This window comes from Rhizobium sp. RM (assembly GCF_013390595.1).
In the GTDB taxonomy this organism is placed as follows: Bacteria; Pseudomonadota; Alphaproteobacteria; order Rhizobiales; family Rhizobiaceae; genus Agrobacterium.
In genome coordinates this window covers 580608-606995 of record NZ_JACAWV010000008.1, presented here as the reverse complement: position 1 = coordinate 606995, position 26388 = coordinate 580608, and the positions used below count along the sequence as shown (strand labels likewise).

Annotated in this window: 21 protein-coding genes and 1 pseudogene; 7 read left to right on the top strand and 15 right to left on the bottom strand. The window is 58.1% G+C overall.

What is annotated here, in order from left to right:
* Nucleotides 1-2 precede the first annotated feature (2 nt).
* Entirely contained in the window at nucleotides 3-890 is an 888-nt protein-coding gene (locus tag HWX89_RS11885) for an SMP-30/gluconolactonase/LRE family protein (protein WP_138794672.1), read from the top strand.
* A gap of 113 nt (nucleotides 891-1003) precedes the next feature.
* On the opposite strand, the gene HWX89_RS11880 is transcribed toward HWX89_RS11885, so the two are convergent.
* Together HWX89_RS11880 and HWX89_RS11875 are read right to left on the bottom strand one after the other, a co-directional pair.
* On the bottom strand, nucleotides 1004-2356 hold the full coding sequence (locus HWX89_RS11880; RefSeq protein ID WP_138794671.1) for a putative bifunctional diguanylate cyclase/phosphodiesterase: 1353 nt from the start codon (nucleotides 2354-2356) through the stop codon (nucleotides 1004-1006).
* Between the two features lie 133 nt (nucleotides 2357-2489).
* Nucleotides 2490-4124, bottom strand: coding sequence for a response regulator (locus tag HWX89_RS11875; RefSeq protein ID WP_138794956.1), 1635 nt, complete (start codon nucleotides 4122-4124; stop codon nucleotides 2490-2492).
* A gap of 370 nt (nucleotides 4125-4494) precedes the next feature.
* On the opposite strand from HWX89_RS11875, the gene mutL reads away from it, so the two are divergent.
* Together mutL and HWX89_RS11865 are read left to right on the top strand one after the other, a co-directional pair.
* On the top strand, nucleotides 4495-6318 hold the full coding sequence (gene mutL, locus HWX89_RS11870) for a DNA mismatch repair endonuclease MutL (RefSeq protein ID WP_138794670.1): 1824 nt from the start codon (nucleotides 4495-4497) through the stop codon (nucleotides 6316-6318).
* 140 nt (nucleotides 6319-6458) lie between these two features.
* Nucleotides 6459-6680 (top strand): DUF2093 domain-containing protein, encoded by a 222-nt coding sequence (locus HWX89_RS11865; RefSeq protein ID WP_138794669.1) that lies wholly within the window; start codon nucleotides 6459-6461, stop codon nucleotides 6678-6680.
* A 25-nt stretch (nucleotides 6681-6705) separates the two neighbouring features.
* Here the strand turns inward: HWX89_RS11865 and lpxK are convergent, their stop codons facing one another.
* From lpxK to HWX89_RS11835, 6 genes are all read right to left on the bottom strand, one after another.
* Entirely contained in the window at nucleotides 6706-7752 is a 1047-nt protein-coding gene (gene lpxK / locus HWX89_RS11860) for a tetraacyldisaccharide 4'-kinase (protein WP_138794668.1), read from the bottom strand.
* A gap of 108 nt (nucleotides 7753-7860) precedes the next feature.
* Complete coding sequence (locus tag HWX89_RS11855; RefSeq protein WP_246705135.1) at nucleotides 7861-8598, bottom strand: HAD family hydrolase; 738 nt, start codon at nucleotides 8596-8598, stop codon at nucleotides 7861-7863.
* 5 nt (nucleotides 8599-8603) lie between these two features.
* Nucleotides 8604-9926, bottom strand: coding sequence for a lipid IV(A) 3-deoxy-D-manno-octulosonic acid transferase (waaA, locus tag HWX89_RS11850; RefSeq protein ID WP_138794666.1), 1323 nt, complete (start codon nucleotides 9924-9926; stop codon nucleotides 8604-8606).
* A 211-nt stretch (nucleotides 9927-10137) separates the two neighbouring features.
* Nucleotides 10138-10377, bottom strand: coding sequence for a DUF4170 domain-containing protein (locus HWX89_RS11845; RefSeq protein WP_138794665.1), 240 nt, complete (start codon nucleotides 10375-10377; stop codon nucleotides 10138-10140).
* 61 nt (nucleotides 10378-10438) lie between these two features.
* Nucleotides 10439-11245: a 3'(2'),5'-bisphosphate nucleotidase CysQ gene (locus HWX89_RS11840; RefSeq protein WP_138794664.1), complete on the bottom strand. Its 807-nt coding sequence runs from the start codon at nucleotides 11243-11245 to the stop codon at nucleotides 10439-10441.
* Between the two features lie 89 nt (nucleotides 11246-11334).
* Nucleotides 11335-12681 (bottom strand): TldD/PmbA family protein, encoded by a 1347-nt coding sequence (locus HWX89_RS11835; protein ID WP_138794955.1) that lies wholly within the window; start codon nucleotides 12679-12681, stop codon nucleotides 11335-11337.
* A 115-nt stretch (nucleotides 12682-12796) separates the two neighbouring features.
* Here HWX89_RS11835 and HWX89_RS11830 point away from each other — a divergent pair, with 115 nt between their 5' ends.
* Nucleotides 12797-14626 (top strand): monovalent cation:proton antiporter-2 (CPA2) family protein, encoded by a 1830-nt coding sequence (locus tag HWX89_RS11830; RefSeq protein ID WP_138794663.1) that lies wholly within the window; start codon nucleotides 12797-12799, stop codon nucleotides 14624-14626.
* A 9-nt stretch (nucleotides 14627-14635) separates the two neighbouring features.
* On the opposite strand, the gene HWX89_RS11825 is transcribed toward HWX89_RS11830, so the two are convergent.
* The 3 genes from HWX89_RS11825 to HWX89_RS11815 all read right to left on the bottom strand — a co-directional run bounded on the left by HWX89_RS11825 (nucleotide 14636) and on the right by HWX89_RS11815 (nucleotide 18100).
* Entirely contained in the window at nucleotides 14636-15550 is a 915-nt protein-coding gene (locus tag HWX89_RS11825; RefSeq protein WP_138794662.1) for a patatin-like phospholipase family protein, read from the bottom strand.
* 86 nt (nucleotides 15551-15636) lie between these two features.
* Nucleotides 15637-16194, bottom strand: coding sequence for a 16S rRNA (guanine(966)-N(2))-methyltransferase RsmD (gene rsmD, locus HWX89_RS11820; protein ID WP_138794661.1), 558 nt, complete (start codon nucleotides 16192-16194; stop codon nucleotides 15637-15639).
* Entirely contained in the window at nucleotides 16175-18100 is a 1926-nt protein-coding gene (locus HWX89_RS11815) for a pseudouridine synthase (RefSeq protein ID WP_138794660.1), read from the bottom strand. Before HWX89_RS11815 ends, rsmD begins: the two co-directional genes overlap by 20 nt.
* Nucleotides 18101-18171: 71 nt before the next feature.
* On the opposite strand from HWX89_RS11815, the gene HWX89_RS11810 reads away from it, so the two are divergent.
* Nucleotides 18172-18636 (top strand): nucleoside deaminase, encoded by a 465-nt coding sequence (locus tag HWX89_RS11810; RefSeq protein WP_138794659.1) that lies wholly within the window; start codon nucleotides 18172-18174, stop codon nucleotides 18634-18636.
* A 114-nt stretch (nucleotides 18637-18750) separates the two neighbouring features.
* Here the strand turns inward: HWX89_RS11810 and HWX89_RS11805 are convergent.
* The 4 genes and pseudogenes from HWX89_RS11805 to HWX89_RS11790 all read right to left on the bottom strand — a co-directional run bounded on the left by HWX89_RS11805 (nucleotide 18751) and on the right by HWX89_RS11790 (nucleotide 24554).
* Nucleotides 18751-19391 (bottom strand): annotated as a pseudogene (locus tag HWX89_RS11805) (hypothetical protein).
* Nucleotides 19392-19535: 144 nt separating this feature from the next.
* Nucleotides 19536-22439: an isoleucine--tRNA ligase gene (gene ileS / locus HWX89_RS11800; protein ID WP_138794658.1), complete on the bottom strand. Its 2904-nt coding sequence runs from the start codon at nucleotides 22437-22439 to the stop codon at nucleotides 19536-19538.
* Nucleotides 22440-22712: 273 nt separating this feature from the next.
* The gene (locus tag HWX89_RS11795; protein WP_138794657.1) at nucleotides 22713-23693 is read right to left on the bottom strand and encodes a bifunctional riboflavin kinase/FAD synthetase; all 981 of its coding nucleotides are present in this window, start codon (nucleotides 23691-23693) and stop codon (nucleotides 22713-22715) included.
* 12 nt (nucleotides 23694-23705) lie between these two features.
* Nucleotides 23706-24554 carry a TIGR01459 family HAD-type hydrolase gene (locus tag HWX89_RS11790; protein WP_138794656.1) on the bottom strand — a complete coding sequence of 283 codons (849 nt, stop codon included), beginning with the start codon at nucleotides 24552-24554 and terminating at the stop codon, nucleotides 23706-23708.
* A 191-nt stretch (nucleotides 24555-24745) separates the two neighbouring features.
* Between HWX89_RS11790 and HWX89_RS11785 the strand changes: the two genes are divergently transcribed.
* Together HWX89_RS11785 and groES are read left to right on the top strand one after the other, a co-directional pair.
* Nucleotides 24746-25867 (top strand): acyltransferase family protein, encoded by a 1122-nt coding sequence (locus HWX89_RS11785; RefSeq protein WP_138794655.1) that lies wholly within the window; start codon nucleotides 24746-24748, stop codon nucleotides 25865-25867.
* Nucleotides 25868-26072: 205 nt separating this feature from the next.
* A complete protein-coding gene (gene groES, locus HWX89_RS11780) occupies nucleotides 26073-26369 on the top strand; it encodes a co-chaperone GroES (protein ID WP_138794654.1) in 297 nt (98 codons plus the stop codon).
* Nucleotides 26370-26388 lie beyond the last annotated feature (19 nt).

The following is a 26388-nucleotide window of genomic DNA, read 5'->3' as shown; positions in this document are numbered from 1 at the left end:
CGATGACAACGACCCACGCCTTCGCCGGAACCGTGCTTGATGATGCAGCGCTGACGCTCGGCGAAGGACCGACCTATGATCCCGTTACGGGCACAGCCTGGTGGTTCAACATTCTCGAACGCGAGCTGCACGAACTGCACCTCGCGTCCGGTCGCAAAACCGTGCATGCCCTGCCCTTCATGGGAAGCGCACTTGCGAAGATCAACGATGACAAGCAACTCATCGCATCCGACGATGGCCTGTTCATTCGCGATACCGCAACCGGCGTTCTTTCCCTTCACGCAGAACTTGAAACGGATCTTCCCGGCAACCGCTCAAATGATGGGCGGATCCATCCGTCCGGTGCCCTATGGATCGGGACTATGGGCCGAACGGCGGAGACCGGCGCGGGCAGTGTCTATCACGTCGCCAAAGGCCATGTGACGAAGCTGTTTCCCGAGATCAGCATCCCCAATTCGATCTGCTTTTCGCCGGGCGGCGAAACCGGATATTACACCGACACCAAAGTCAACAAACTGATGAAGGTGCCGCTTGACCCTCAAACCGGCCTGCCGGTTGGCCCGTCGACGGTATTCGTCGATTCATCCGGCGTACCCGGGGGTATCGATGGGTCGGTGTGCGATGCGCAAGGCCATATCTGGAATGCACGTTGGGGCATCGGGGCCGTGGATCGTTACGACCCGCAGGGAAACCACGTAGAGCGCTACATGATCCCGGCAGGACAGACAACCTGCCCGGCCTTTATCGGTCCCGACGCATCGCGTCTTCTCGTCACGTCCGCGCGCGAACATCTGGATGATGTGGCGATCGCCGCCAATCCATCGCATGGACAGACCTTTGAGCTGGGCATCGACGTCCAGGGCACTTTTGAGCCGGCCTACCGTCTTTGACGACGTTTGATCTTCACGTCGAACTATCAGAAAAGCCCCGAAATGGTTCGCACCGTTTCGGGGCTTCGTTTTGGGACATCGCATGATCTTGTGCGGTCAGCCCATAGACATCGTCAGGGCATATCCGTCGACATTTCGCGGTAGTTCTCGTGGAGGTAACGCTGGGTGGCGGCAGCATCGGCCGGCCGGCCGTAGAAATATCCCTGCCCCATGGCACAGCCGAGGGCGCGCAGCTTTTCCTCTTCCACCCGTTCCTCGATCCCTTCAGCCACAACCTCCAGATCAAGCCCTTCGCACATGGCGACAATCGCCTTGATGATGTGCTCCGAGGGACGATCGGTGCTTATGCGGGAGACGAACGCCCGATCAATCTTCACCTTGTCAAAGGTAAAATCACGCAGTCGCCCAAGGCTCGACTGGCCCGTACCGAAATCATCGAGAGAGATGCGCACACCGGCGGCCTGCAAATCGCTGATGATCCGCTGGGCGGTGTCCGCCGATGTCATCACGGCCGTTTCGGTGATTTCCAGCTCGACGCGGTGCGGATCGAGGCCGACCCGAGCCAGAATGGACAGGATGTTGTCGGCAGTGCCGGGGTCCATCAACTGTGCTGATGACAGGTTGAAGGAGAGAAACAACTCGCGGGGCCAGAACAGTGCCGCTTCCGCAGCCTTTCTCAGCAAGGTTTCCGACAAGGCATCGATAAACCCTCTCTCTTCGGCAAGTGGCACGAAGACAGCCGGCGAAACGAAACCGAGATCGGGATCATTCCAGCGGGCAAGCGCCTCGAAACCGACGACTTTCGCTTCCTCAAGCCTGACGATCGGCTGAAAATGGACGTCGATGGCATCGGCAATGATGGCGTTTCTCAACGCCTGCTCAAGCTGCGTCGCCCGCTTCATCTCCTGCGCAATTTCGCGCGAATAGACGGTAATCTGGCCACGACCGCGTCGCTTGGAACGGTAGAGCGCGGTTTCGGCGCTTTTCAGAAGATCTTCGAATTCATTGCCGGCGAAGGGATAGATCGCAAAACCGAAGGACGAGGAAAGCCGTACATTGCGGTCGCCCAGATCGTAGGGCGCCGACAGCACGTCCTTGATCATGTTGCCGATGCGCTCGGCACCGGTTCGCTCGAAAACCAACGGCAGAACGAAAGCAAACTCATCGCCATCGTGGCGTGTGACAACAGCGCCGTCGGGAATGCAGGCTTTCAGGCGATGTGCGACCTGACAGAGAATTTCGTCGCCGGCTTGTGCGCCGAAGAGATCGTTGATCGGCTTGAAGCCGTCGATGTTGGCGATGCCAACTGTAAATGGTGCGGGGTCGCTGGAACGTTCGCTGGCGAGCATGCGAACCTTGTCACGCAGGCGATAGCGGTTGCCAAGCCCCGTCAGCGGATCGCTATACGCCATGGCTTGCAACTCGTTCTGGCTGACCTGCAACATGTGCGGTTCTGCCCGTTTCATGCCTCTTCCCTGTAAATCGCCTGTCGACCGCGCTCACAATGCAGGGCAAGTATTAAAAAAACCATATCTCCATTGGTGTAATGGACAAAACCTACCACTCATCGGCGCTGAATATCATCAGTCACGGGATTGATCAGGCGCGCTCCCGAGCATCCCTCTTTCCAAAAATCCGCTGGAAAATGCCCTCTACCATATCGGGGCTGACAGGTTTCAGCAGCATGTCGTCCATGCCCGCTGCCAGACATTTGTCCCGATCGCCTTCAAAGGCGTGGGTGATGACGCCAACGATGGGAACAGGCGCTTCCTCTTCCAGCCCCCGCATTCGACGAGCGACCTCAAAACCGTCTATATCCACAAGCGTGGTGTCGAGAAGCACAACGGAAGGACGTTGTTCGGCAAAAAGCCGCAACGCTTCCTCACCGGAGGTCGCAAGCCGCCAGCCAAGGCCCAATCCTTCAAGGATCTGAGAAAAGACGATCTGATTGACCTTGTTGTCTTCGACAAGCAGGACATCGCCGGGACCGCCGCGCTCGAGAACCACAGGTGTTTCCTCGGTGACAATTTCCCACTGGTCGTTGTCATCGTCTGCGCTGCGCTCGGATGTTTCCAAAGCCGAGATCAGCTTGTGCAACAAGGTTGCGGCGATCTGATCTTCATCGATGGCGAGAACGGGAAGGTTCCCAGCGGCGGCATGATCGAGGCACGCAACACTCATCTGGTTGTCAACAACAACGATATCGATTGTCACACCGGCAGAGCGGGCAATATCAATGAAGTCGCGTTGCTCTTCCTCGCTCGTAACGACGGCGTGTTCAACCTGGTAATCGATGAGCTTTTGGCCGGCGACCTTTGCAAAGGATGGATTGGCAGTCACGAGAAGAACTGCTTTCCCTTTCAGGCCACTTTGGTCCAGGTTGGAGGCCCTCATCTCTTCCCTGGCCTTCCCGAAGGTGGACGTCACAAAGGAGAGATGTTCGAGTGTGGGTATAACGGGCGTACCGTGCTCGTCCCTTGTGGCAAGCGCAGTAATATCTTCCATCGTCGTGACCAGAAAATAGCGCCCCAGCCGACCTACCCGCTGTTTGCGGGTGATCGCCAATATTTCCTCGCCGTTGAGACGTGTCACTCGCTCCGGCAGGACAGTTGATGTGCCGTTGTCGATAACCTGTCGATCCGCAATATCGATCCGTTCGGCAAGATTGCGGGAATGGAGATCGAAAACTGTGCGCCCAAGGATGGTTTCGGCGTTGGTTTCAAGCAAAGCACAAGCTGCCTTGTTGACGGCGACATAAGCGGCGTTGCGGTCTTTGACGATGATCGAGAACGGCAGATTGTCGAGAATATCCTCAACCAATTGCGCCCGTTCAAGGTCAAGTCGCCACTGCTCTTCACGTTTTTTCTGCTCGGAAATATCCGCAACAACACTGATGCCGAGGCCTGATGGCAACCTGTTCATGACGAAACGCAGCCAGCGTTCACCCTTGTGTCGCTCCGTCTTTTCAGACCTTTCGCGCCAGTGCAGCGCCAGACGCTCGCCAATCCATTCCTCGCGCCCGAGCCGTCCGGTCATTACCGCCGGATTTCCGGTGTCTTCGAGGCAACAATCGTAGAGAGCGCCGAGATAATCGCGCAGGCGGGCGCCGTGAGAAATTGCTTCCTCGCGAAGAGGAAAAATCGACAGAATCTTGCGACTGGCAAAAACGATGCGATCATTGCCGTCATAGACGACAACCGCCGCGCCAAGCGCGTCGCAAAGAGCATCAAGCATCGCTGTATAAATGCCCGCGCCGGAAGGCGCCAAATCGCTCACCAGTAAACCCCCACCTGTTTTCTCATTCAGGCTTATGCATCTGTTGGAATCATGAGATTCCGGACAAAGAAACATCAGGGTTTGCCGCTTGAAGCAGTCTTGAGGAAAAGATGACGGCTACCCGTTTCGCCGTCGCACCTTCCAGTAAGGAAGACCTCATTCGCGCGTTCATTTCAAGTCGGCCGACCATAACGCCCGCCGATTAAAGGGCGATTAACGTTGCAAAACTGCAATGCCGGAAGCCGTGCCAAGGCGCAAAACTGTGCATATTTCCGCCAGAAACCGATTTTACTTCCGAACGTCCTGCGAATCCGCGAAAATAGCCATCATGGTCATCAAACTACTTTCCGAAACCCTCATCAACCAGATCGCCGCCGGCGAGGTCATCGAGCGCCCTTCGAGCGCGACCAAGGAGCTGGTCGAAAACGCCATCGACGCAGGTGCGACGCGTATCGAAATCGCCACGGCGGGTGGTGGCAAGGGTCTTGTGCGTGTGACTGACAATGGTTCAGGCATGACCCCCGAGGATCTGGAGCTTGCGGTGCGGCGGCATTGCACCTCGAAAATTTCCGACACGCTGGACGATATCCACACTCTCGGCTTTCGTGGTGAAGCTTTGCCTTCCATCGGATCGGTGGCCAAACTCTCGATCACCAGCCGCCGGCAGGGTGCGGCACAAGGCTCGGTGATTTCCGTCAGCGGCGGCAAGGTCTCCGAAGTCCGTCCGGCTGCGGCAAACGCCGGAACGATCGTCGAGGTCCGTGACCTGTTTTTTGCGACCCCAGCCCGACTGAAGTTTCTCAAGACGGAACGGGCCGAGGCTGCCGCGATCACCGAAGTCGTCAAGCGCATGGCCATTGCTTTTCCGCATATCCGCTTCGCGCTTTCCGGCACCGACCGCTCGACATTAGAGATCCCCGCCACCGGTGATGATCACCTTGCCCGTATGGCGCAGATTCTCGGCGCGGAATTCAAGGACAACGCCATTGAAATCGATGCCGAGCGCGAGGATGTGACACTGACCGGCTTTGCCGGGGTACCCACCTTCAACCGCGGCAACTCAGCGCATCAATATGTGTTCGTCAATGGCCGCCCGGTGCAGGACAAACTGCTCCTTTCCGCCATTCGCGCAGCTTACGCGGAAACCGTGCCGCATGGACGCTACCCGGTCGCGGTACTGTCACTGACGCTCGATCCCGCATTGGTGGACGTCAACGTTCATCCAGCCAAATCCGATGTCCGCTTCCGCGACCCCGGCCTGATCCGCGGCCTTATCATCGGAGCGATCCGCCAGGCCCTGACGCGCGATGGCGACAGGGCTGCGACCACAGGCGCAAGCCAGATGATGAATGCCTTTCGCCCTGGTTATAGCCCATCCACTGTGCGCCCGTTCCCGTCACCCGCCTGGTCCCCCGCAACCTCACCTTCCCGGCCGCTTGCATATTCCGGCGAGATGCAGTTCGCCGAACCGGCGCAGTCACGGTTTACCGACATCACCATGCCGACGGCTCGGGCGGAGATCGCTGAGCCTTACAACGAGCCAACGCAGACACCATCACCTGAACCACTGCGCTATCCGCTCGGCGCCGCACGGGCACAGCTTCACGAGAACTACATCGTCGCCCAGACCGACGATGGCCTGGTGATCGTCGATCAGCATGCCGCACATGAGCGGTTGGTGTTCGAGGAGATGCGGAATGCCCTGCACGCCAAACGCCCCTCCTCGCAGGTCTTGCTGATCCCCGAGATCATCGACCTGCCCGAGGAAGACTGCGACAGGTTGATGGAACATGCTGGTGGTTTCGATGCGTTAGGACTTGTGGTCGAGCGGTTCGGTCCCGGCGCGGTTGCGGTTCGAGAAACGCCGGCGATGCTGGGCGAAGTCAACGTACAGGGTCTTATCCGACAATTGGCGGATGAAATTGCCGAGTGGGACGCCGCATCCTCGCTTGCCAACAAACTTGAATACGTCGCCGCGACAATGGCCTGCCATGGTTCGGTACGTTCGGGGCGTCGCATGCGGCCTGAAGAAATGAATGCGCTGCTCCGGCAGATGGAAAACACACCTGGGTCCGGGCAATGCAATCACGGTCGCCCCACCTACATAGAACTGAAGCTCTCCGACATAGAGCGGCTCTTTGGGCGCAGTTGATGCCAGGGCAAGCGCGGTCTGGCATTATGGGATGCCGGGCGGTATAACTCGAAGGAACTGGAGCATCCCGATTGTTCAGAAAAACGCTACGCCGTCTGGGCCTGGATGCACTCATTGGAAATGGCAGGAGACGAAAACGGATGAACAGATTTGAGGGAGGCGGAAACCGCGCCGCGATCATCGACTATCTCGATGGCGATTTCCGGATCGTGCAGACTGGCTCTCACGTCATCTGCGCCGTAACGGGCAAGATCATCCCGCTCGACGAACTGCGCTATTGGAGTGTTGCACGGCAGGAAGCCTATGTGGATGCGGCAGCTTCACTGGAAGCAGAAACGAAGGCCGGTACTCTGCCGAAATGATGCAAAAATCACATCCCGGCGGTTTTCACGCGGCGGGATGTGCACTTTCTTTGAGACGCCGAAGACGGCAGTGTTCCATGGCCTGATCGATGATCGTCGAAGCTGCATTCGGATCGTCGAATACCATGTCGATTTCCACCACCAGACTGTTCCAGAGCAATTCCTCCGCCCGGCCGTGATGGCCATTGAGACGGACTGCATCCTTAGCCGTGGTTACAAGCAACAAGTCCTGCTTCCCCGCATCGAGCAGCAAATCGGCAATTTCATCATCGCTGAAGTGATGATGGTCCGGGAACGATCGCTGCTGGACGATCTCGCCACCCAAGTCTTCGACGGTCCTGTAGAACTTGGCGGGGTCTGCAATGCCTGCATAGGCGAGGACACGTTTTCCGTCGATTTCGGATAGTTCGCGCGGCTGGATGCTGGAGACGAAAACAGGCTTGGCGGCCTTTGCAGCGACACGAACGATGGCGTCGGCCGCGTGTCCCTTGCCGACCTTCAGAAGTCCGGTCATGTGCCGCATCTGTTCAGCAAGGGGCGCGCGCACCGGGCCGCTGGGAACAAGGTAGCCATTGCCGACACCTCTGATCGTATCGATCACGACAAGCGCGTAGTCGAGCGTCAACCTCGCACTTTGGAAGCCGTCATCCATGATGATGAGGTCAGCGCCCTCCTTCACCAACCTCTCGGCTCCTTCCACCCGTTTGCGGGAGATGACCGTCATCGCCTCGCGTGCCAGGAGCAAGGGTTCATCGCCGACGGCAGCTGCGCGATGATGCCCAAGGTCTACCAGTGTCGTGACATCGAGCGAGCCGCCATAACCGCGACTCAGGAAGCCCGGCTTCAGCCCTTTTTCCTTCGCGGCTCTTGCGATCGCGATAGACGTGGGTGTCTTGCCAGCCCCACCGACCGTAAAATTACCGATGCAGATAACGGGAACAGGAACGCTTGCTCGTTTTGCGGTGCGCATTCGGCGCCCGGCAATCTTGCCATAGAGAAGCGAAAACGGCGACAGCGCCCATGCCTGCCACCCAGCCTTCTGCCACCAGAAAGGCGGCGCTTCAGATACCATCTATGCCCGCTCCCGCCGCACATCCTGCGGTTTGAGGTTTGAAATCCGTCTTATCAAAGGTGGTATGTGCCAGAAAAAACCAAGGATTGCAAAACGGCACCCGGAATTTCAGGCGCTTTCCAGAACGGAGCGTGCCGGCAACAGGTCTTCCAACGACGTGATGTCGTCAAAACAATAGTGGGCGTCCCTGCCCAGGCTTTCACGCGACCCGGTCCCGGTCAAAACGGCAATGCGCAGGCCAGCACCGGCATTTTTCGCCATGTGCAGATCGTGATTGTTATCACCGACAACAGCGATCTGTTCAGGCGGAATGCCCGTCGCCTTACAAAAACCAAGCACCATGCCCGGTTGCGGCTTTGTGCCGTAACCGCTGTCATAACCGGCGAAGAAATCAATATAGGTTTCGAAACCAAAGCGTTCCGCCAGTCGGCGTATCGAACTTTCGTTGTCGCTGGACGCGATGCCGAGTTTGAAACCGCGCGCCTTGAGGCGAGTAAAAAAGCCCTTCAGATCAGTCACGGGAACCGACTTGTCCGCAGCCTCGGTAAAAAGCCGATCGAGCCGCGTCGTCAGTTCCACTTCATCGCAAGGTGAACCAGCCGCCACCAGCCCGGCCGCAATCTCTGCCGTATTGCCTGCCGCAAGAAGACTGTCCGCCACGACATGGCCCGTCACCGGGTCCATGCCACAGGCTGCGAGAAGTCGATCGGCAAGATCTGGATCGCCTTTGGCTGCAATCGCCGCAAGCTCGCGATTGACGGGGCCCCAGCTTGCATCATAACCGAGCAACGTCCCGTCCTTGTCGAACAGAACAGCAGCGATTGAGTGTGCCTGTTGGTCGGGCATATCCGTTACCATGAGCCAACCGCACTGCGCGGCTGAAGTTTGGCCGAGACGGTCAAAGGATTGATATAGGGTTCAAGAGCCTTGACGGTGGCTGACAGTGCGCCACGCATATCCTGAATGACACGGTTGCCCGCATCTATCATCTTGTAACGCTCATTGTCGTTGACCAGCAGATAGTGCACGGCCTTGGCCAGCATTTCGACATCACGAATGATGCGCGCCCCGCCGGCACGGATGAGCTTCTGATAAGCTTCACGGAAGTTCTGCACGTGCGCGCCGGAAAGCACGGCACAGCCAAGCATCGCCGGTTCCAGCGGGTTCTGCCCACCCTCGGCAGTCAGTGAGCGACCAACGAAGGCAAGCTCCGTCAGGCGAAGATAAAGCCCCATCTCGCCAATGGAATCGCCCAGGAAAATATCTGTTTCAGGGGTGATGATGTCAGCCCGGCTTCGGCGAGCGACGGTCAGCCCCATGCCCTTGAGCATCGCCTCCACATCATCACCGCGTTCCGGATGACGCGGTACGATGATCGTCAACTGGCCATTGCGGGACTTGATCGCGGCATGCACCGTGGCAGCAGCCTTTTCTTCCCCGTCAAAAGTGGAAATCGCCGCCCAGGTCTTGCGGTTGCCGATTTGCTGGCGATAGCGCTCCAGCACTGTGTCGTCGCACGGCGGCGGATCTGTATCGCCTTTCAAGTTACCGGAAATGACAACGGGCCATGAACCGAGATCGCGGAACCGCTCTGCATCGAGGTCAGATTGCGCAACCACCAGAGCAAGCTTGGAAAACAGCGATTCCGCAATATCCTGGCGGTTCCGCCAGCGACCGAACGAACGGTCCGAAAGGCGTGCATTGACCCTGATCTGCGGAATATGACGACGCTCCAGTTCCATCATCGTCACAGGCCAGATTTCCGACTCGGCCGTGATGGCGGCATCGGGCGCCCAGTAGGTCAGGAAACGATTGACAGCGATCTTTATGTCGAGCGGCACATATTGATGGATCACATCGTCGCCGAGGCGAGTACGGGTCAGCTCTGCGGAGGTGACCGTGCCTGTCGTCAACAGAACGAAAATATCGCGCTTGCGGATTTCACGGATCAGCGGAATGAGTGCCAGCGTTTCACCAACACTTGCTGCGTGGAACCAGACAAGCGGCCCGCGCGGACGTTCGGCGCTGGCGTAGCCAAACCGCTCGAGGCGGCGGCGCCTGTCTTCCTTGCCCTTCGCTGCCCGATAAGAAAGATAGGGCTTGGCAAAAGGGTAGGCGGCAATGCCGGCAATTCTGTAACCGGAAAGAGCGAAGCGTGCGATACGGCTGCTCATGACATTCTGCCCTTGATCGTTCCGCGCAATGCCTTTTCCCTGTAATTCGAGTTATCGCCGCCTAGTACTTCTCAAATTGCGTCATTTTTTGTCACAGCAGGCGTATGCACGATCACTTTTTCGCGCCCAGACGCCTGTTTGCATGCTGCGAGCAAGAATCATCGGGAAAGTGCTGTTTCCCGATAATATTACAACGCAAGGGCAAAAGTAGTTATTTTTTGTCGTCAGGATTGAGAAGACGGTGCATATGCACGATAAAATAACGCATATGAGCGTTGTCGACGGTCGACTGAGCCTTGGACTTCCACGCTGTCAGCGCCGTTGCATAGTCAGGGTAGATGCCGACGATATCGAGCGCGTTCAAATCCCGGAACTGAACATCCTGAAGGTTTTCGAGTTCGCCACCAAACACCAGGTGCAGGAGTTGTTTCGGTTTGCCGGTTTCGGTCATCTCTTTGTCTCTTTCTATATGTCTGAGAGAGCCCTTCATCTGCTGGATTTCCGGGTAAACGTCAACCGTTGGACAGATGTGAAAATGCTTTCAAAAGCTCTGGAAGCGCATATTCTGCTGCGGCGCACAATGCCGGGTGGTTAACCTGCACCCGATTATACATCAGAGGTTTTCCATCGAGGCCCACGAGCTGCCCGCCCGCCCTGTCGAGGATAAGGTCCGCAGCTGCGAGATCCCACTCGTGCGAGTTCGCCTTCACCAGTGTTCCGTCGATACGGCCGTCTGCCACCATTGCCAACCGGTAGGCGAGTGACGGCACATGCGGAATGCGTTTCACACCGGCACGGACATCGGCAGACAGATGAGCGATCACGTCTTCCGGTGCAGCCAGATGCAGGATGCCCTCATTTCCGCTGGACACCGCAATGGGTTGACCATTCTTCAACGCGGGACCATCCTCGACTGCAGTGAACTCTTCTGCAAGCGCCGGGGCAACAAGCGCGGCGGCCACAGGTCTGCCGCGATGGACGACGGCGACGCTGACACACCATGTATCGCGACCGCCAATAAACGCGCGTGTGCCATCGATTGGGTCGATGACGAAAACGGTGTCTCTTGTCAGTCGAACAGCATCGTCGTCGGTCTCCTCCGACAGCCACCCGTAGTCGGGACGGGCTGAGCGAAGGATGTTTGCAAGGATTTCATTCGCTGCATAGTCCGCAGCGCTGACTGGGGATTGGCCACCATTCTTCCACCAGACATCGGGGTCCTTACGGAAGAAACCGAGCGCAGTCTCCCCTGCTCTGCGCGCAGCTCCAAGAATAAGCGCCAAATCGGAAGCCCAGCGGGCTTCAGCCATATCTTTCATCGTGCCGTCTTTTCCGCGCGCGCAAACCGCGCGCTTATCTCATTCGCACTTGCACACGAACCACCGGCGAAAGCAATCGACAGTAGAGATCACTTGCCCGCGATCGTCATGCCTTCGATTGCAAGGGTCGGAGCAGCAATGCCGTATTTGCGATCGATGTCGTTCGCCGGCGTTATCCGCATGAACATGTCCTTGAGGTTCGAGGCGATCGTCACTTCCGAAACGGGGAAGGACTTTTCACCGTTCTCGATCCAGAAACCGCTGGCGCCACAGCTATATTCACCGGTCAGCATATTGGCGCCGTGGCCGATGAGTTCGGCGACGTAAAAGCCTGTACCGATCTGGCGGATCAAATCCTCGGGAGAAATATCGCCGGGCTCAAGCGCCAGGTTGGTTGATGCCGGCGAAACCGACGTACCGCCACGAACACCGCGCCCATTGGTTTCCAGACCGAGTTCACGCGCCGCCGAGGTTGACAGGAACCAGTGCTTCAGCACACCGTCCTCAATCATCACCATGCGTTCGCCCCTCACCCCTTCCCCATCGAAAGGGCGGGAAGATGGACCGCGCACGATCTGCGGGTCATCAGTGAGGTTAAGTCCGCTTTTCAGCACCTGCTGGCCCATCTTGTCGCGCAGGAAACTTGTCTTGCGCGCAACAGATGCACCGTTGATCGCACCGGCAATGGCGCCAACGAACCCACGGGCAATCCGCGGATCGAAAACAACCGTCATGTTGCTGCCGGTGTCGACCTGACGTGGACCGACACGCTCGACTGCTTTTTCTCCGGCACGACGGCCGATGAGCTCGGCCGCGTCCAGATCGGCGTAATAGAGGCGGCTGTCGAAGTCGTAATCACGCTCCATCTTCGTGCCTTCGCCTGCAATGACGCTGACGGAGCGACTGAAGCGGCTGCCCATGTAGCTGCCGGCAAAGCCATGTGATGTGACGAGAACAAGACCGCCCATACCGCTCGACGCACCAGCGCCGGAGGAATTGGTGACGCCCTTGACCGCAAGAGCGGCTTCTTCCGCAGCAAGCGCAGCTTCGCTCAGCTTGTCAGTGGGAACTTCAGTGGGATCAAAAAGCTTGAGGTCGTCATACCACGTTGCCAGCCGATCCTTGTCCGCCAGGCAGGCGTAGGGATCTTCAGGGGAAACCTTCGCCATCGCGACAGCTCTCTCCGCCAATGTCTTCAGGTCGAAACCAGGATTGGCGGACACGCTTGCAACGCGCCGACCGACAAAAACACGGAGCGAGAAATCATCGCTTTCAGAGGACTCGGTGTTTTCCACTTTTCCGAGCCGGACACCAATGGACTGAGAACGGGACCGGACCACAACAGCATCGGCCTCATCTGCACCGGCGGCGCGGGCGAGGTCGACAAGTTGGCTGGCACGATCGAGAAGCTTAGAAGAATCGATTTCCGAAGACATGAGTTGGCCTTTCATTCCTGTTCCATTTATTGTGCCAACAATCCCGCATCAAGGGTGAAAGCCGCATTCTCTGCCCGAATGGCGATCTCACCCTCATATTCGAAAGCCTGCCACCATGACCGAGCACGACGCTCTCTTTACCGAACCCCTGCTGCTTTTGGCCGGTGCGGTGATTGCAGCTTCCATTTTTCGCAAGCTCGGGCTTGGAACCGTCCTTGGCTATCTGGTGGCGGGTATCGTCATCGGGCCATTTCTTCATCTGGTGACGGATGCGAAAGACATCTTCAACGTTTCCGAACTCGGCGTCGTTTTCCTGCTGTTCATCATCGGCCTTGAACTGAAGCCGTCACGCATCTGGCAGATGCGGCGCGACATTCTGGGTCTTGGGCTGGCACAGGTGCTTGTTACCGGGGGTACACTTGCGGCAATTACCTGGTGGGCAGGGTTGATCGAATGGCGAGGTAGCCTTGTGGCCGGTTTCGGACTTGCGCTTTCTTCAACTGCCTTTGCGCTGCAAATCCTCGCCGATGATGGCGACATGAATACCAAACACGGCAATCGCTCTTTCTCGATCCTGTTGTTTCAGGACCTCGCGATCGTCCCCTTGCTTGCTCTCGTCACTATTCTTTCCAATCGTCCAGAAGTGCCGACCGACTCGATGGTTTCGGACCTTGTCGCCTCGGTCGTGGCGGTGGGTGGCATGGTTCTCGCGGGGCGTTATCTGCTGACCCCAATGTTCCAGATCATTGCCCGGACCGGAGCGCGCGAAGTCATGATCGCCGCAGCACTCTTTGTGGTCATCGGTGCCGCAGCGATCATGGAAATGGTCGGTCTTTCCATGGGCATGGGGGCGCTGCTGGCGGGCCTGATGCTGTCGGAATCGTCCTATCGACACGAACTTGAGGCCGATATCGAGCCGTTTCGCGGCCTGTTTCTGGCGCTGTTCTTCATGGCGGTCGGCATGTCGCTGCACATCCGCATCGTCTATGAGCACATCGTCCTGATCCTAGTTGCCGTCCCGGTGATGATGCTCGTCAAGGCGACACTCATTCACGCCCTCTGCCGTATCGCAGGCTCGTCGCGTTATGCATCGAGCCGTATCGCCCTGCTTCTGGCACAAGGTGGCGAATTTGGTTTTGTCCTCTTCACCACGGCCGCAGCGTCCGGGCTGTTCCCACAGGCGACAGCATCGATACTGGTTGCCATTGTCACGTTATCAATGGCCTTGACCCCGCTTCTCGCGGTCGTGTCACGCCGTCTGACCGCGGAAGACGCGGACGAAGACGCGCTTGAAGAGGATTTCGACGGCGCGGGTGCCGATGTTCTGATGATCGGCTTTTCGCGTTTCGGCCAGATCGCATCACAGATTCTTCTGGCAGGCGGGAGAGACGTCACAGTGATCGATAGCTCCGCCGATCGTGTGCGTCAGGCAGCCCGTTTCGGCTTCCGCATTTTCTTCGGTGACGGTACGCGCAAGGACGTTCTGATTGCCGCCGGCATCGAACGCGCCGATATCGTCGCCGTCTGCACCCACAAAAAGGAAACCACGGACCGGATCATCGACATGATCCAGTCGGAGTTTCCGTCCGTGCGCATCTTTGCCCGATCCTATGACCGTATCCATTCAATCGACCTCAGGAAAAAAGGCATCGAGTACGAACTGCGTGAAACGCTGGAATCGGGCCTCGTCTTCGGACGACGGATGCTGGAGGGGTTGGATATGGACAGCGAGCGCGCAATTTCGATTGCCGACGATATACGTGAACGCGACGAGGAGCGGCTGCAGTTACAGGCCGTTGAAGGCTTGGCCGCTGGCCGGCAGATGCTGCACAACAAGCCTGTCCGTGAGGTCAAACCTGAGCCGTTGATGAAGCCGAAAAACAAGGTGGAAAAACGCGAAGAGGAGGACGAGCCGGAAGATGGAGATGCAGAGATCGTCGCTTGACCACCGACCTCATGCTTCGATGCCGCGTCCCCGGTGAAACAGTTCGACCTGCATCTCGATCTGCCGCTTCAAATCATCCTTGATAGCGGCGGATGCCGCCAGAACTTCATCGGCCTTGAGAAAGTCCAGCACCCTGAACCGGTTGACCGGCGGGCGCAGGAAGATATGCGGTGGTCTGAGCCGAAGTTTCAGGGCGATGGCAGCCTGCATCATCAACTGGCTGGCGCCAAACAGACTGTCGAGCCGGTTCGGCATGGTGGCGCCATCACCTTCCGGTCCACCGACCACGTCGACACCAATGACGATATCGGCATGATCCAGTAAATGCTCGTAGGGAACCGGATTGAAGATGCCACCGTCAATCATGATACGCCCGTTCATTCGCACGGGCATGAACAAGGCGGGGATCGCTGCTGAGGCCGCAAGCGCCTGGATCACTTCACCATTCTCGACCACCACTTCCGTCTGCGCGTAGTAGTCGGTCGTCATGACCTTCATCGGAATGGAGAAATCAGAAAAATTCTTGGGAAGGGCCTGCGGCATCAAGGCGTGCAGAATGAGTTCGAGGTTGAACTGGCCAAGGCGGAAGCCATCGACCGCATGGCGCATCGAGGCCGGACCAAGGCTCCAGAGTCGGTTGGCAACCGAACCCTTTCGGCCCATCAGTTCAAGTGTGTAGTCGCGAATGTCGCGCCCGGTCATACCGGCCGCCATGCCCGCGCCGATGATAGAGCCGATGGAAGAGCCGGAAATCATCACCGGTCGGATGCCAAGTTCATCCAATGCCTCGACGACGTTGATGTGGCATATGCCGCGTGCGCCGCCCCCGCCGAGGGCTAGACCGAACGTTGGTTCACCGTCATCACTGCGGCTGTCCGCGGCCCCGTTTGCGGCCGCGACGTTTTCGTATGCACCTTGCTCCATACCGGTAACCACCTTCGCTCCAGAGGAGATGTTTGCCTATTGCGCAAACACGACAGAGCCATGGCAAGACGGCAAAAACCGTCCTGTCAGGGTTCGTAGCGGTAAAAATGCATTTTGGTATCGCCGAAGGTTCGGCTTTCGAGCAGCTTGAAAACCGGCTCGACCGTCACGACCACATCGCCACGCTCTTCCAGGATCGCAAGAGCGCCCGGCACCAGCCAGCCGCCGGCATGCGCAGCAGAAAAAGCCTTTTCACCATGGCCATGGCCATAGGGTGGGTCAGCGAACAGCACATCGAACGGTTCGATGTTGTTGACACCGCCAAGCTTGGTCGCATCCCGCCGCAAAATGCGGGCACGACCGTGCAGGCCAAGCGCATCGATGTTTTCCCAGAGCAGGCCCCTGCCCTCAACACCGTTCTCGACGAAGAGCGCCACACGGCAGCCGCGCGACAGAGCCTCGAGGCCAACAGCGCCGGTACCGGCAAAAACATCCAGAACGCGCGTACCATCCAGACTTTCCGGATAAGCATGGCTCAGAATATTAAAAAGGCTTTCCCTTGTCCTGTCGATGGTTGGACGAATGGAATTGGTTTTCGGCGCGGCCAAGCTTCGGCCGCGGAACTCACCGCCTACGATCCGCATTACGTGTCATTCCCCTGCCACCAGAAGGTTTGCCACCCCGACCTTTGCCGCCCGGCTTGCCGCCGCCGGGGCCTTTGCCGCCAGCGCCTTTACCCTTGCCCGAAAAACCCGAGCGCTCACCGCGTTCACCCGACTTGCCGAAGGCTGGCTTACCGCCGGGTTTTCCACCTCTGGGCTTGTCACCGAAGGGCCGGTCGCCACGTGGACGGTCACCTTCTTCACGGGGTCGGTCGCGGAACGGCCGGTCACCGAAGGGCTTCTCACTCCGTGCAGGACGGTCACCAAAGCTTCTTTCGCCACGAGTCGGACGCTCGCCACGCGGGCGGTCACCCTCTTCGCGAGGACGATCGCGGAACGGCCGATCGCCAAAGGACTTTTCACCCCGTGCAGGACGGTCGCCAAAGCTTCTTTCGCCGCGCGCCGGGCGTTCCCCACGCGAGCGGTCGCCCTCTTCGCGGGGGCGATCACGGAATGGTTTGTCTCCGAAAGGTTTTTCGCGCCGCGCCGGGCGATCGCCAAAACCTCTGTCACCACGGGCAGGACGCTCGCCACGGCCGCGATCTTCTTCGCGCGTGGAATCGGAGCGTATCCATTCACCCTCGTCATCCGCATGTCGCACGACATTGCGACGTGCTTCGGCCTGCGCGGATGGCTTCTTGAACAGACTTTCAGCCTCAGCGCGGACAGATTTGCGCGCCTTGCCATCGCGTGTCGGCTTGGCGCCCGGAGCCATCCAGACATTGGCGGTACGGCTGCTGCCCGACGGGGGACGATTGCTGCGGCGATCGTCTTCGTCATCGTCGCGGCCCTTGCCGGCTGGCTTCGAACCGAACTTGCCAGCGGGCTTGTCGCTGCGCTTCGTGTCCAGACGGCCAAGTGCGCGTTCGCGGCGATCTTCAGGCTTGCCACCCTTGTCGAAACGGGGCTTGCCTTCACGCGTATCGCTCTTAGCCCATTCGGACTTGGCTGGCTTTTCTTCCTCTTCGTCGACAGGCACATCATAGATCGGCGCATCGAAATTGGCACCAGCCTGCTCGATGAGACGTGGGCCAAGCTGATCGCGCAACATGCGGCCGCGCACTTCCAGCACCTTGCCTTCCGCCAGATCACCAAGCTGGAAAGGACCGTAGGAAATGCGGATCAGGCGGTTGACCTCAAGGCCAATCGCGCCGAGCACGTTCTTGATTTCACGGTTCTTGCCTTCGCGAAGACCCATGGTGATCCAGACGTTATGGCCCTGCGTACGGTCCAGCGTCGCATCGATCGCGCCGTAAAGGACGCCGTCTACAGCAATACCGTCCTTCAGCTTGTCGAGCGCAGCCTGATCGACCTCGCCGTGGGCGCGCACGCGGTAACGGCGCAGCCAGCCGGTGGTCGGCAGTTCCAGGACGCGCGAAAGACCGCCGTCATTGGTCAGAAGCAACAGGCCTTCGGTATTGATATCGAGACGGCCGATGGACAGAACGCGCGGCAATTCACCCGGCAGATTATCAAAGACCGTCGGGCGACCTTCCGGATCGGAATTGGTCGTCACCAGACCGGCAGGCTTGTGATAGAGCCACAGACGCGTACGCTCGGCGCCACGAATCGGCATGCCGTCGACTTCGATCTTGTCCGACAGCGTGGCATTGACGACCGGCGAGTCTAGCTTGACGCCATTCAGCGACACGCGACCTTCCATGATCATCCGCTCGACATCGCGACGCGACGCCACACCGGCGCGCGCCATGATCTTGGAGATACGCTCCGGCTTCGCGCCAATAACGGCAGTGGCTTCAACCGCCTCGGCTTTCGCCACCGACGGCTTCTTTTCCCGATGAACGGCCGGCTTGTCGGCGCTCTTCGGCTTCTTGTCGCGGCTAAATGTCTTGCCGCCGTCACGCTTCGGCTTGTCTTTAAAAGTCATTTGCTGTTTGCCTGTTGTTTGGGCTGTCCTATCAGGTCCAAGCACAAGGGTTAAGAGGAAATTGAGACGCAATGGCCGAAAGGACGCATTTCATGGAACTGGCACTGGAAGAAGCCAGTGCCGCAGCCGAACGTGAAGAGGTTCCGATCGGCGCCGTTCTGGTCCTGGATGGCAAAGTCATTGCCCGATCAGGCAACCAGACCCGCGCATTGAACGATCCAACAGCGCACGCAGAAATCGCAGTCATCCGCATGGCCTGCGAAGCGCTGGGTCAGGAACGCCTGCCGGGTGCCGACCTTTACGTTACGCTGGAGCCCTGCACCATGTGTGCTGCGGCGATCTCCTTTGCCCGTATCCGACGGCTGTACTACGGCGCGGAAGACCCCAAAGGCGGTGCGGTTGACAGCGGTGTCCGCTTTTTCAACCAGCCAACGTGTCACCATGCGCCGGACGTTTATTCAGGCCTCGCAGAACGCGAAAGCGCCGAGATTTTACGGCAATTCTTTCAGCAGAAACGGATTGATGACGCTATTTGAAAAATAGGCGGATCATCGTTTCCGCCTTTACATCCATCACATCATTTTCAGCCTGGAACTCGACATGACGGAGCAAGACATCAATTCTGCGCTCCGTCACATGGTCTTAAGAGCTTACTGGAAGGGGTTCCACCAGCTCTTGCCGGAACCGGCAACTGCCGCTTCCTTCTTCGGCGCTTGTCCTTCTTCTGCTCAGGCTCGCCGAGGTCCGTCAGCTGGTCCTGCGGTACGCTGCGATACTCCGCAGGAGGATCGGTCAGGAATTTGCGCTGGGCATTAACGACAGAGCCACCCTTGGCATCAGCCTTGGCCTGACGGAACGCTTCCCACTTCTGGGTCTCGGTCATCTGGCCGTTTGTGCCGTTGCCAGCCAGAAGCGGCGAACGATAGTTCGGGTTATTCTTGTTGGCGTCAGCTTCATCGCGCAGACGCTCGCGGGTTTCTTCCGGCGATTCGACCCATTGCGGGTTGGTCTCGCGGCTTGCCATATTCTGCTGCGGCTCAGCGAGCTGTTCGGCACGCGCCTGCGCAGGAACGACAAGACCAGGACGCGGATTGTACTTCAGGTTGCGCTTGGTCTGGTCGCCAGTGATGGAAGTGGCGCTGCCAAGGTCATCAACGAGCTGTTCTGCGGCAGACTTGCCGGTTCCGTAAGTCGGACTGGTGCACGCGCCGAGCAACATGCCCATAGCCGTGATGCCTGCAATCGTTCGCAACATGCCAAACCCCTGCCCGTTACCCTGCATCGTCTTCATCGAAACCCTTCCAGCCGTCCGTCCCGTTTCGCCAGACCACTTGTCCACTAGCACGCGGCAGCCCGCATTGCCGCGAAAATCCGGCCATTTTCAGGCAGATGTACCGGATGAAGACGCAAAGCGCAATTCATCCGGCCATTTTCATCATGCGAGAGCGGCAAGCTCGCGCAGCGCCTCTGCATCACGCGCCGAAACATCCGGATATTGCGGATCGGCACCGACATCGGTGGTGATGCGCCAGGAACGGGCGCATTTACGGCCTTCCGCCAGCTTCTGCTCAACCGCAACCTTCGATACTTCCGCCAGACGGAAGGCATCGGCAGGGCCTTCACCCGCGACGACAGAGATCGCCGAGGTGATGCAGATTTCGGCGAAGTCTTCGCCCTCGAGCGCGGCCAGAAGCTCAGCATCAGCGATGTAGACCACTGGAGCCGCTTCGAGAGACGAGCCGATACGCTTTTCGCGGCGTTCGATTTCCAAAGCGCCGGTGACAGCGGTACGAACCTTGCGGATCTTTTCCCACTTCGCTTCCAGCACGTCGTTCTTCCATTCCGCAGGCACGGAGGGGAATTGAACGAGATGCACGGATTCGGCATCCGGGTAACGCGACAACCACGCTTCATCGGTGGTGAAGGGCAGCATCGGCGCAAGCCAGCCAACGAGGCAATCGAACAGCTTGGCGATGACCGACAGAGCCGCACGGCGCTTCAGCGACGACGGCGCGTCGCAATAGAGCGTGTCCTTGCGGACGTCGAAGTAGAAGGCCGAAAGCTCGACATTGGCAAAATCGACAAGCGCACGCGCAATCTTCTTGAACTCGAAGCTGTCGTAACCGTCGCGCACGACCTGATCCAGTTCGGAAAGGCGGTGCAGCACCAGCTTTTCCAGATCCGGCAGGTCGGCGTAAGCAATTTCTTCGCCTTCATAATGGGCAAGCGTGCCGAGCATCCAGCGGATGGTGTTGCGCAGCTTGCGATAGGCGTCGACATTGGTCTGGATGATGGCCTTGCCGAGGCGCTGGTCATCCCAGTAGTCGGTGGTCATGACCCACAGGCGCAGAATGTCGGCACCGGCATCCTTCATCACTTCCTGCGGCGAAACGACGTTGCCCTTGGACTTCGACATCTTTTCGCCCTTCTCGTCCATGGTGAAACCATGGGTGACAACGGCGTTGTAAGGCGCACGACCACGCGTCGCGCAGCTTTCCAGCAGCGACGAATGGAACCAGCCGCGGTGCTGGTCAGAACCTTCGAGATAGACATCCGCCGGCCACTTGAGGTCCGGGCGATCTTCCAGCGTGAAAGTGTGCGTCGAGCCAGAGTCGAACCAGACATCGAGAATGTCCATGACCTGCAGCCACTTGGCATGGTCGTGGTCATTGCCGAGGAAGCGTTCCTTGGCGCCTTCTGCAAACCATGCGTCGGCACCTTCGACCTCGAAAGCATCGATGATGCGCTGGTTGACAGCGTCGTCGACCAGGATTTCACCCTTTTCGTCGGCAAATACAGCGATCGGCACACCCCAGGTGCGCTGGCGCGACAGAACCCAGTCCGGGCGACCTTCGATCATGGCGCGCAGGCGGTTCTGTCCGGAAGCCGGCACAAAGCGCGTCTGGTCAATGGCCGAAAGCGAGCGCGATCTGAGCGTAGTTCCGTCGCCGAGTTCCTTGTCCATATAGACAAACCATTGCGGCGTATTGCGGAAGATCACAGGCTTCTTGGAGCGCCAGCTATGCGGATAGCTGTGCTTCAGACGGCCACGCGCAAACAGTGTGTTGGTCGCGATGAGCGCCTTGATGACGCGCTCGTTGGCATCGCCCTTCTTACCGTTGTCATCCATAACGCGGGCAGCACCGCCTTCGGCGGACGGGCCGAAACCGGGAGCATCCTCGGTATAGAAACCGGCGTCATCGACCGGGAACGGGATTTTGGAGGAGATGCCACGCGCTTCGATGACGCGCTGATGACCGGTCCATGCGTCAAAGTCTTCGCGACCATGGCTCGGCGCAGTGTGGACGAAGCCCGTACCGGCGTCGTCTGTGACATGGTCGCCATCAAGCAACGGCACGGCGAAATCGTAACCAAGCGACGCCAACGGATGGGCGCAGGTCATGGCGGCCAGTTCTTCCGCTTTCACGTCACGAACCAGCTTGAAGGTCAGCTTTGCCTTGGTTGCAGCCTCTTCGGCCAGCTTCTTGGCGAAGATCAGCTTTTCACCCGGCCGCGGACCGAAATCGTTGGCAGCTTCCGTCACTTCATAAAGGCCATACTCGACACGCGACGAAAAGGCGATGGCACGGTTGCCGGGGATGGTCCAGGGCGTGGTCGTCCAGATGACGACAAAATCACCCTTGAGATCAGCAGCGCCATCCAGGATCGGGAATTTCACCCAGATCATGTCGCTCTCTACGTCTGCATATTCGACTTCCGCCTCAGCCAGCGCGGTACGCTCGACTACAGACCACATGACGGGCTTCGAGCCGCGATAAAGCTGACCGCTCTTGGCGATTTTCAGCAATTCACCGGCGATCCGAGCCTCAGCGTGAAAGTTCATCGTCGTGTATGGGTTGTCGAAGTCACCCTCGATGCCGAGGCGCTTGAATTCCTCAGCCTGAACCTTGATCCAGCCCGAGGCAAATTCACGGCATTCCTTGCGGAATTCGTTGACCGGAACCTCATCCTTGTTCTTGCCCTTGGCGCGATATGCTTCCTCGATCTTCCACTCGATCGGCAGACCGTGGCAATCCCAGCCCGGAACGTAATTGGAATCGTAACCGCGCATCTGGAACGAGCGGGTGATGACATCCTTCAGGATCTTGTTGAGCGCGTGGCCGATATGGATGTTGCCGTTGGCATAGGGCGGGCCGTCATGCAGCACGAATTTCTCGCGGCCGGCGGCGGAAGCGCGCAGCTTCTTGTAGAGGCCCATTTCTTGCCAACGCTTGACCGTTTCCGGCTCTTTCTGCGGCAGACCAGCACGCATCGGGAAATCCGTCTGCGGCAGGTAAAGCGTTGAGGAATAATCGATTTTTTCTGCGGTGTCGTTCATGATCGTACCATTGTCGCGGCGCCCCCGAAGGGCCGCGCCGTCTTAACTACAAAGAGGGCAAAACGGAGGGTGCTTTTGACAAGCACCAAAATCCCGGACCTTCCGGCTCTCAGAGCGGGCGGAAGGCCGGGCCAATAATTCGGGATATGAACGTCGACCGATATTGGTGCATGACCGGTTGTTTAAGACCTTTCCGGGCAAAAAGGAAGTTGTTTGTATGATGTTGCATGGCTTTGTATGACGCAGCCGCCGACAAATCATGCAATTGCTACGTCAAAAGGCTATTTTCGCGTCCAACTCGGTTAAAGGCCGAACGCCCGCGAGCAGCGCTCTCGCTTCTTCCTCGTCTTGCCTGATCTGGGCTACGAGTGGCTCCAGACCTTCAAACTTCAGTTCGTCGCGCAAATGGCCGAAAAAAGACACTGAACAGACTTCACCATAGAGATCGCCGGAAAAGTCGAAGACATAGGTTTCCAGCAGAGCAGCGCCGTTTTCGGTTACCGTCGGACGATAACCGAAGCTCGCGACACCATCATGAAGGCTTCCATCCGGCCGGCGGAAACGAACGGCATAGATGCCAGCCTTCAGTTCAGTTTCGGGAGGGAGCGACATATTGGCCGTCGGAAAACCCAGTGTGCGACCAAGCTTCTGACCACCGATGACTTCGGCCTCGACCGTGAAGCGATATCCCAACAGACCCGCCGCACTGGAGACATCGCCCTCAGCCAGAAGATCACGAATACGGCTGGACGACACGACATCGGCTCCCTCATCCCGGAAGGCATCAACCAACGTGACGTCGAACCCATAACGTTTGCCGGCCTGCATCAAAAATGCCGGGCCACCTTCCCGGCCCCTGCCGAAATGAAAGTCAAAACCGGTCACCACTGCACTGGCGCCCAGCCAGTCGACGAGGATGGATTTGACAAACTCGTCGGCAGACCGTTCGGAAAACTCACGATCAAAAGGATATTCGATGACGGACTGGAAACCGATCGCCTCCAGAAGTCGTGCCTTCAAAGGGGCTGGCGACAGGCGGAAAACCGGAGTGTCAGGACGAAACACCGAACGAGGATGCGGCTCGAATGTCAACACAAGCGCCGGAACACCGCGCGCTTCCGCCAACTCCAACGCGCGATCCAGAACGGCACGATGACCGCGATGCACGCCGTCGAAATTGCCGATGGCGATGACGCCACCACGCAGATTTTCTGGCAGTGGCTCTTTTTTCTCATTGCGATGAAAGACGGTCATGACAGCCCACCCTTACGCCAGACGCGGCATCCACCAGCCGGGTGCTGCACCCTGTCCTTTCAGATAGGCATTCAACAATGCCTCATCTGTCTGGCCGTTCAGAGTGTATTCGGCGGCGTGGATACCGCCGCTGATATAGAGCAGCTCCAGACCGCTCGAAATCGCACCCTTCACATCAGTCGGCATGCCATCACCAATGGCAAGCACCCGTGCCTTGTCGAAATCACCACGAACGTCTTTGGCTGCGGCAAGGCAGGCATCATAGATCGGCGAATGCGGTTTTCCGGCAATGCGGACCTCGCCGCCAAGCTGTTCGTAATAGGCGGCCATCGCCCCGGCACAGGGGATGATACGCTCGCCGCGCTCGACCACCAGATCGGGGTTCGCGCAAATCATTGGCACCTTGCGTGCGATAAAGCCCTTCAGCATGTCGGTGTAATCTTCCGGTGTTTCCGTCTCGTCATCGAAAAATCCGGTGCAGACCACCGATTGCGCCTCAGCTTCGCCGACACGTTCAACCGTTAGACCATCGAGCAGCGGCAGATCACGCTCAGGACCGAGCAGGAACACTTTTTCCGGGCCTTCAGCAATCAGGCCGCGCGTAACGTCGCCAGACGTGATGATCCGATCATAGGCTTCATCCGATACACCAAGCGCACGCAGCTGCGTAATGACACCGGGGGCCGGACGCGGTGAGTTGGTAATCAGCACCACCGTCTTGCCGGCCTCGCGGGCTGCTTGCAGTGCTTTGGCCGCATCGGGAAAGGCCGCGACGCCATTGTGCAGAACGCCCCAGACGTCGGAGAGAACAACGTCAAACTCCGCGGTAATTTCGCCGAGGGTTGCAATGCGATGGGCCATGATACGCTTTCCAGATGCTGAAGGAGACAGGGCTGACATCGCAAAGCCCGGCAGCGATGGCAAGAAAAAAAGAATACCTACGGTGCGCTGCCGCGAGAGCCGCATTTTGATTTTTTGCAATGCAACATGTTGTGATCGCGGCATCGAGATGGTTTTATGTGCGCGGGGCTGGCTCATATGGAGGATGAGCCATGAAGCGAATAGATCAGCTCGAAGGCTTGCGTGGACTGCTGGCGGCATGGGTCGTGGTTGTCCATCTTTTGCCGGCAGCCGGGATCGATCCTGATGCGATGGGCGTCTTCAAACCGCTCATCAACGAAAAAATCCGGGTGCAGATTTTCTGCATCATGAGCGGCTTCGTGATTTTCGTGATGATGTCGTCGCTCTCTGAAGACTACACGACTTACATATCCCGCCGCCTGAAGCGGATTTATCCAGCCTATATCTTTGCATTCGTCCTTTCGATTGCCTTTGCCTGGATCGCCTATGAAGCCTTGACCGAGGCCGATTTCCAGAGCGCCCGCAATGCCGGGCGTATTGCCATCCTCAACAACAGCTTCGCGGATTGGGAGTGGAACAGCCTTGCCCATGTCACCATGCTGCATGGCGTTGTGCCAGATAGCTGGCTGCCGCTCGGCGCTTACGCGTTCCTCGGCCAGGCATGGAATATTTCAACCGAGTTCCAGTTCTATGTGATCGCGCCGATTGTGTTCTGGTTCCTGCATCATCAAAGCAAGCCGTTGCGGATCGCCTTTACGGTTTTTACCGTTGTTGCCGTTTGGTATCTCAAACGCTGGCCGAATGCTGCCATTCTTGCCAACTACGCAATCTACTTCGCACTCGGCATTGCCAGCTACTATCTCTGGAACATGCGCTGGAAAAATCAGCCGCTGCTTTCACCGCTGATCGTCATTCCGCTCGCAGCCGTCGTCGGCTGGTTTGATCTTGCCATGGGCGCATGGATCTTCATTTTTGGCGGCGCACTGATGGTTCGCGACAAGAAGCGTCAGAAAGGGCCCGTAACACGTTTTCTCGAACATCCGGCCATGACGTTTCTCGGAACGGTGTCCTATCCACTCTACCTGCTGCACATGATCCCGCTATATGGCTGGATGTATGTCTTGAACAATCAGGGGCTCGATCAGGCGACCTATTTTGCCCTGCTTGCAACATTGACCTTCGCCACAGCCATCCCTTTCGCCTATCTGACGCAGAAATACGTGGAAGCACCATTTTACCGCTCAAGGACACACAAGATGCGGCCCGTTACCACAACAGATGTCAGGGCGAGGTCTTCGAACACTGTCGAATGATGAGCACAAATCACCTTTTGCGAGCGGAAATTTCTGTCATGAAGCGCTGCTAACCATAAGGCAGGAAATTTTTCCGGGGGGCCGTCCTTGACTCGGACAGAAGGCCTCCTTATCTCGGCTTGGCTGGCACTCCAGCAAGGTGAGTGCTAACAACCATCATGTGCGTTCAAAACCGCACCAAGTCATTTGATCGAGGGATTAGACAATGACAAGCACCAATTTCCGCCCGCTGCACGACCGCGTTGTCGTTCGTCGCGTTGAGTCCGAAGAAAAGACCAAGGGCGGCATCATCATTCCCGATACCGCAAAGGAAAAGCCGCAGGAAGGCGAAATCGTCGCTGTCGGTTCTGGCGCACGTGACGAGTCCGGCAAGGTTGTCGCTCTCGACGTCAAGGCTGGCGACCGCGTTCTGTTCGGCAAGTGGTCCGGCACCGAAGTCAAGCTCAATGGCGAAGACCTTCTGATCATGAAGGAATCCGACATCATGGGCATCATCGGCTGATCTGGCCGAACCCGTCGTT